This is a genomic window from Lactobacillus bombicola (genome assembly GCF_900112665.1).
In the GTDB taxonomy this organism is placed as follows: Bacteria; Bacillota; Bacilli; order Lactobacillales; family Lactobacillaceae; genus Lactobacillus; species Lactobacillus bombicola.
The window spans coordinates 47,677-53,676 of the sequence record NZ_FOMN01000010.1; the positions used below are offsets into that span (position 1 = coordinate 47,677).

Genomic DNA, 6,000 nt, shown 5'->3' on the forward strand with positions numbered 1-6,000 from the left:
TTTTCAAAATGAAGTCAAGATATAAATGGATTACTGCTGTTATGATAGCAATAATCAGCATGACCTTTGGTTTGAATTGTAATTCAAATAGCGTCAGTGCTAAAAAAGATAGTAATGTACTTAAAGTAGCAATGGAAGCTAACTATCAACCTTATAATTGGACCCAAACTAATGCTGCAAATGGTGCTGTCCCAATTGATGGATCGCAACATACTTTTGCTAATGGTTATGACGTTAAAATTGCCAAAATTATTGGTAAAAAAATGCATCGAAAAGTGGTTGTGCTTAAAACTGAATGGGATGGACTGCTACCAGCTTTAACCAGTGGTAAGGCGGATTTAATCATTGCTGGTATGAGTCCAACTGCTGAAAGGGCTAAAGCCATTAACTTTTCTCAACCATATCGCCGCGGAACATTTGTTGTTATTACCAAACCAAATAGTAAGTTTGCCCACGCTAAAAAGCTAACTGATTTTAAAGGCGCGAAGTTAACTGCTCAACAAGGAACATCCCATTATGGGTTAATTAAAGAATTACCTGGTGCCAAAAGACAAACCGCAATGCGCGACTTTGCCGCAATGCGCCAAAGCCTAATTTCAGGAACAATTGATGGGTACTTAGCAGAAGATACCGAAGCAATTTCTTTTAAATTAGTTGATCCTGACATTAAGGCAATTCCAATTAGTAAGATACCGGGCTTTCACGTTTCTAAAGAAGAATCGGAAACATCAATTGGGATCGCTAAGCCCAACAAATTATTACTTAAACAAGTCAATCAAATATTAGCTACTATTCCAACCGCTACAAGAAACAAAATGATGACCGCTGCCATTAAAGAACAGCCTAAGGCTGATGACAACAAAAAAGGTCAATCAGAAAACTGGTTTATTTCCATGTGGAAACAATATGGTAGTATGCTAGTAAGTGGTATTGGCATGACCTTGCTTCTTGCATCTGTTGGTACAATTGCAGGTTTCTTTATTGGTCTAGCTGTTGGTATTATTAGAACTATTCCTACCCCAACTACAACTGGGAAAAAATTATTACTTAAAGTTAGCAACTGGCTATTATCAGTTTATATTGAAGTGTTCCGCGGGACACCAATGATGGTGCAAGCTGCGGTAATCTACTACGGTATTGCTCAATTTTGGCATCTTAATATCAATCGGACCATTGCGGCTTTAATTATTGTTTCAATTAATACTGGCGCCTATTTAGCAGAAATTATTCGCGGAGGGATTATTTCCACACCAGCTGGACAGTTTGAAGCTGCTAGTGCTTTGGGCATGACTCATAATCAACGAATGTGGCATATTATTTTACCGCAAGCAATTAAAAATTGTTTACCATCAATTACTAATGAATTTATCGTCAACATTAAAGACACTTCAGTTTTGAGTATCATTTCGGTCTCAGAATTGTTCTTTGTGGGAACAACTGTTGCTAGTCAGACTTTCAAGTTTTTCCCAACTTACCTCACAATTTCTGCTATTTACCTAATTTTGACTTTCACTATTACCAGAATCTTCAATTTAATTGAGAAACATTTACAAGGTAATAAAAATTACAATTTAATGGCCAATCAAGTACAAGTTGGTACAACCAATGACATGGAGGTTAAAAAATAATGACCGCAACAAGTGAAACAATTTTGAGTCTAAGACATTTGCAAAAATCTTTTGGTGAACACCAAGTTTTACGTGACATTTCTCTTGATATAAAAAAAGGTGAAATTGCTACTATCATTGGCCCTTCTGGCGGTGGTAAATCAACTACTTTACGTTGTATTAACCTCTTAGAAGAACCAACGTCTGGTGAAATTACTTTTCACGGTGAAAATGTTCTTGCTTCTTCTTATAACCGCAACATCTATCGTGCTAAGGTAGGGATGGTATTTCAACAATTTGACTTATTTGAAAATAAAAATGTCCTTGCTAACTGCATGGTTGGTCAAGAATTAGTTCTTAAACGCGCTAAAGAAGAAGCACGTCAAATTGCCCTGCAGAACTTGGAAAAAGTTGGTATGGCGCAATATATTAATGCTCGCCCGAGTCAACTTTCAGGGGGACAACAACAACGTGTAGCTATTGCCCGGGCAATATCGATGGATCCAGAAATCTTGTTATTTGATGAACCGACTAGTGCACTTGACCCAGAAATGGTCGGTGAAGTTCTAAGTGTAATGCAAAATTTAGCCAATACGGGATTAACAATGATTATTGTAACCCATGAGATGGCATTCGCGCGGGACATATCTGATCAGATTTTCTTTATTAGTGACGGTATTATTGCCGAGCAAGGCAAGCCAGATCAATTATTTAATCATCCACAAAATGAAAAAACCACGAAGTTTTTAAGTAACTTCCAGAATAATTAAATCAGTGACCAAAAAATCATGTTTTAGCAAAAAAACATGATTTTTTTTATTCAGTTTACAACCTTGGGCCTTTGAATTTGACAACTAAATTTTCCTTTGTAGCAAACAGATTGACTATCCAAAGCAAATATATGATTCTTATAACTCTTTGTGCATAGTTTGCGCCGAATTTTGAAGTTCTTATTAAGAATGCCGCTTATGCCATGCTTTAATTTGTTCAAGTCGCTTCTTGAAGCGCTCCTAATGACCCTGAATTATAGGTAACATAATATTCTATTAAGCGAAGTAGGTAAAAAAGCCCGAAGGATTAGGTCTAATTTGAGCTTTAAACATAAGTTTGTGAAATTTAATCTGTATAGCATATAAAAAGCCCAAATTATTGGGCTTTTTATTTTAGCTATTTTTTTGATTTCACAATTAGACCAATCAAAAAAGCGCAAGAAAATCTTGCTCTTTTCCCTCGCAATTTTACTTAAAAATTTTAAGTATTTCTTTAAGTAAATCTTTCAACTTATCAAGTAAGTTTGCCAATTTATCTAAAGCAAGTCCAAGTTCCCGCAAAGCCGGTGCTAAATTAGTAAGTAATATGCAATTAAGAGATAATAAAACCACGTATTTTAGCATTACGCCCACCTCCTCTCATGGAAGTTAATCGGACTTCCTGAGATTGCGCACTAAAAAACGTGTATTACCATTTTACCATGCTATAATTACTCATAAGAGATAATAAACTACGATTTTAGTAGTAAAATGTGCAAGCGACTTAATCAATCGCAAGCCGTCTGAGCGATCCCAAAAAGATCGCTTTTTTGTTTCTTTTTTTAAAAGAAAATCGTGGCCAAAAAGGCCACGACCAGACGATAAAAAATAAGCATTAGTCCCGCCGACTCTTGCTTATTTTTATCGTTGCTAATTTCAATTAAATATCCAACAATCTAAGCTTTAGCTTGTATCAAAAACGGTATCGCTTATACGGCCGTATAAGCAATCATGATTTTACCTAAGGCTAAAGTCAGAAGGCTGTATATCTAGTCAAAAATGGGGTAAAAAAGCACATGTATCAATAATACTTTGTCAAAAATTGGTTTAAAGTCCCTTTCATACGATCCAGCACTTTAAAATGTTTTTTATCTTTAATTTTTATTAATGTCGGAACACTTTCAACCTTATATTTTTTTCGTTCCTCTTTCAAAAAATTATCACTATCGGTATTTTCAGTATTAATGTAATAAATATTTATTCCCCTTTTTTTACTGAGCTCTGCTAATCCTGGGACGAAAGCTCTGCAATAAGGACAAGAAGCTTTACCCCAAAATACATAAATGAATTTTTTACCAAGTAATTTATTTATTTTTTTAGGGGAAATTTTAATAAAAGTTTTGGTCTCTCTTTGATACTCTGCCTTTTGATATTGCAATACTGAATCACTATTATCTCTATACTCAATGTACTCAGTATCATTTAATCCTGCAGCTTTTACATTTTGAAAATCAAAATTAAGCATAAACAAGCCTAATTGCATCAAAACAACTACATTGATAACTGCCTTTTTCATAATTATTCCCCCTTTATATAATTATTTTATGTGATTTGAGTTGACTTTATTATAAACTTGTGATATTACTTAATTGATAAAAATTTTAAAACTTTAATTTAGTAACTTTAATGTCATCAGCTGTTATGTCTATCTCAATGTTTGCAGCACCAGTTGCCCAAGTATCTGCAGCAACAACTACCCCTGCTCAATCAACAGCAACGAGCAATCAGCTATCTAAAGCAGAAACTGAAACTCTTAATGCTGCTATCAAAGGATATCTGATTACTTATTCAGATTCATCCGGCGTTACCCAAGTCAAAATTGTAGATAAAGATTATCTAGCACAATCTTTAAAGCAAACTAATCTTAAAGTAACTGTAGAAGATGTACAATCTGTATTAGATAAAGTTAATTAATATGCTAAAAATCATCCAGACGAATTTACTTATGAAAATCCACTTTTAAGAAAAGTTAAGCATCATACAGCTTGTTCAAACACAATGTTTCTTGGAGGAACAGGTACTAGTGTAGCGTGGGCGGTTGGAGCTGCCGCTGCAGGAGCTATCGGTCTTGGAGCAGCATTAGTTGGTGTTGGGCTAAGTACCATTTGGGCAATTGGAGGACTGTTCTGCTAAAGAGAGGAACACGTAATGAAAAAACTAGCTAATAAATATTATTTAACGATAATGTTTTTCCTGATAACATCAATCACTACCCTCAGTCCGATTTTCATTCGTTCAAGGTCTGGCAGAATTTGGAGGCTATGGTTTATTATATTTTCTACATTTACAATGTTTGCTAACGAATATTTAGCTAATAATGCTAAAGTTAACATTAGTAAAAGAAAGTTGAAAGTTACAGCCGGTATTGTATCGTTAATTATTATTTTGGCAGTTTTTTTATTCTTTGGATTTTGGACTGATTGGAGTTACCTTTAAAGTTGTCTAAAAGCATACAAAAAAAAGCACTGGGATTAATTCCTAGTGCTTTTTTATATAATACTTTAAGTTCTATTTTTCGAAAATTGCTACTAAAAACAGTATGGGGAAAGCTAATAAAATGAAAAAGCAAATAACTTCTATACCAAATACGAAGCTTATCACCATCTCTACACTACTCAACACAATTTTTACGGTTTCGCGTTTCGGTCTTATTTTAGTCATAATCTGTAGCTATAATTAATCACACTCTTTTGAATTAATAGAAAAAAGCATTGAACTTATGATTCAAGGCTTTTCGTGCATCTTACTTAAACAATTTTAATAACTTATCCAAAATATCACTTAACATATTCAGGACGTGTTCTGTCTTGTTTAAAATTAGATACAACATGATGAAGATTACAAGTTACGGCTTGTACGAAAAACAGAGTGTGTGCAAGTTAGCTACTTGCAAGACGTCTGGGGCGATCCAAAAGGATCGCTTTTTTGTTTCTTTTTTAAAAGAAAATTGGGTCCCAAAGGACACGACCAGACTATAAAAAATAAGCATTAGTCCCGCCGACTCTTGTTTATTTTTTTCGTCATGAAATTTTAGACATTACGCAGTTTTGCCAAAATTGAATTAAGCAGAAATTGCGCCAGCTTTTTCTGCTTCGCCCCCTGTGGCGCATTTAAGAGACGCACAGCGGGAAGTAACCGTAAGCCACCCCCTCCTTCTCTTGCCCTAACTGAACTAGCGCATAAATACGGCATTGAACGTGAACCAGGGCTTAACCAATCAATTAAAAAAAGCCCACAAAGACCAGCAGGTTATGCGTGACGTTGACCAAATTCAAACCTTAACTCTGCAACAAAAAAATAAAAGAGTTGCATTAGCAGTTGAATTAAGTGATCAAAAAATCGTTAGCCAAGAATTAGACCACCAAATCTAGCACATGCTCAAAAATACTTAATCTAAAGTTGTAGAGCATATTAGGCACATTTTTACCAACAAAAACCCGATTCAAGTCACCTTGAACACCACTAAGTTCATCAATACGTTTTGACCATTGTCGGGATCACCCCCACACACGTGGGGAACACTCTATGATTTATATTACCAAGCAGGAATGCCAAGGATCACCCCCACATACGTGGGGAACACA

General features: G+C 35.1%; 9 protein-coding genes. 6 read left to right on the plus strand and 3 right to left on the minus strand.

Going from position 1 to position 6,000, the window contains the following annotated elements; translation table 11 throughout:
* The first annotated feature begins 8 nt into the window (after positions 1–8).
* Positions 9–1,628 (plus strand): ABC transporter substrate-binding protein/permease, encoded by a 1,620-nt coding sequence (locus tag BM203_RS07360; protein WP_090093964.1) that lies wholly within the window; start codon positions 9–11, stop codon positions 1,626–1,628.
* The gene (locus tag BM203_RS07365) at positions 1,628–2,377 is read left to right on the plus strand and encodes an amino acid ABC transporter ATP-binding protein (protein WP_090093966.1); all 750 of its coding nucleotides are present in this window, start codon (positions 1,628–1,630) and stop codon (positions 2,375–2,377) included. Before BM203_RS07360 ends, BM203_RS07365 begins: the two co-directional genes overlap by 1 nt.
* A gap of 468 nt (positions 2,378–2,845) precedes the next feature.
* Here BM203_RS07365 and BM203_RS08440 read toward each other — a convergent pair whose 3' ends face one another.
* Together BM203_RS08440 and BM203_RS07370 are read right to left on the minus strand one after the other, a co-directional pair.
* Positions 2,846–3,001 carry a hypothetical protein gene (locus BM203_RS08440; RefSeq protein WP_159428292.1) on the minus strand — a complete coding sequence of 52 codons (156 nt, stop codon included), beginning with the start codon at positions 2,999–3,001 and terminating at the stop codon, positions 2,846–2,848.
* Between the two features lie 436 nt (positions 3,002–3,437).
* Positions 3,438–3,932: a thioredoxin family protein gene (locus tag BM203_RS07370; RefSeq protein WP_090093968.1), complete on the minus strand. Its 495-nt coding sequence runs from the start codon at positions 3,930–3,932 to the stop codon at positions 3,438–3,440.
* A gap of 110 nt (positions 3,933–4,042) precedes the next feature.
* Here BM203_RS07370 and BM203_RS07375 point away from each other — a divergent pair, with 110 nt between their 5' ends.
* The 3 genes from BM203_RS07375 (at position 4,043) to BM203_RS08445 (ending at position 4,852) form a co-directional block, all read left to right on the plus strand.
* Positions 4,043–4,330: a hypothetical protein gene (locus BM203_RS07375; protein WP_090093970.1), complete on the plus strand. Its 288-nt coding sequence runs from the start codon at positions 4,043–4,045 to the stop codon at positions 4,328–4,330.
* Between the two features lie 84 nt (positions 4,331–4,414).
* On the plus strand, positions 4,415–4,549 hold the full coding sequence (locus BM203_RS08680) for a hypothetical protein (protein ID WP_265734461.1): 135 nt from the start codon (positions 4,415–4,417) through the stop codon (positions 4,547–4,549).
* 156 nt (positions 4,550–4,705) lie between these two features.
* Positions 4,706–4,852, plus strand: coding sequence for a hypothetical protein (locus tag BM203_RS08445; RefSeq protein WP_159428293.1), 147 nt, complete (start codon positions 4,706–4,708; stop codon positions 4,850–4,852).
* 594 nt (positions 4,853–5,446) lie between these two features.
* Here BM203_RS08445 and BM203_RS08450 read toward each other — a convergent pair.
* On the minus strand, positions 5,447–5,608 hold the full coding sequence (locus BM203_RS08450) for a hypothetical protein (protein ID WP_159428294.1): 162 nt from the start codon (positions 5,606–5,608) through the stop codon (positions 5,447–5,449).
* On the opposite strand from BM203_RS08450, the gene BM203_RS08330 reads away from it, so the two are divergent.
* Positions 5,608–5,787: a hypothetical protein gene (locus tag BM203_RS08330; RefSeq protein ID WP_133158296.1), complete on the plus strand. Its 180-nt coding sequence runs from the start codon at positions 5,608–5,610 to the stop codon at positions 5,785–5,787. The genes BM203_RS08450 and BM203_RS08330 overlap by 1 nt on opposite strands.
* The last annotated feature ends 213 nt before the right edge of the window (positions 5,788–6,000 follow it).

Excerpts from the sequence above, each read along its gene's own strand:
- BM203_RS08440 (WP_159428292.1), bottom strand. The coding sequence starts at position 3,001 with ATGCTAAAATACGTGGTTTTATTATCTCTTAATTGCATATTACTTACT.
- BM203_RS07360 (WP_090093964.1), top strand. The coding sequence starts at position 9 with ATGAAGTCAAGATATAAATGGATTACTGCTGTTATGATAGCAATAATC.
- BM203_RS07365 (WP_090093966.1), top strand. The coding sequence starts at position 1,628 with ATGACCGCAACAAGTGAAACAATTTTGAGTCTAAGACATTTGCAAAAA.
- BM203_RS07375 (WP_090093970.1), top strand. The coding sequence starts at position 4,043 with ATGTCATCAGCTGTTATGTCTATCTCAATGTTTGCAGCACCAGTTGCC.
- BM203_RS08445 (WP_159428293.1), top strand. The coding sequence starts at position 4,706 with ATGTTTGCTAACGAATATTTAGCTAATAATGCTAAAGTTAACATTAGT.
- BM203_RS08680 (WP_265734461.1), top strand. The coding sequence starts at position 4,415 with ATGTTTCTTGGAGGAACAGGTACTAGTGTAGCGTGGGCGGTTGGAGCT.
- BM203_RS08450 (WP_159428294.1), bottom strand. The coding sequence starts at position 5,608 with ATGCCGTATTTATGCGCTAGTTCAGTTAGGGCAAGAGAAGGAGGGGGT.
- BM203_RS07370 (WP_090093968.1), bottom strand. The coding sequence starts at position 3,932 with ATGAAAAAGGCAGTTATCAATGTAGTTGTTTTGATGCAATTAGGCTTG.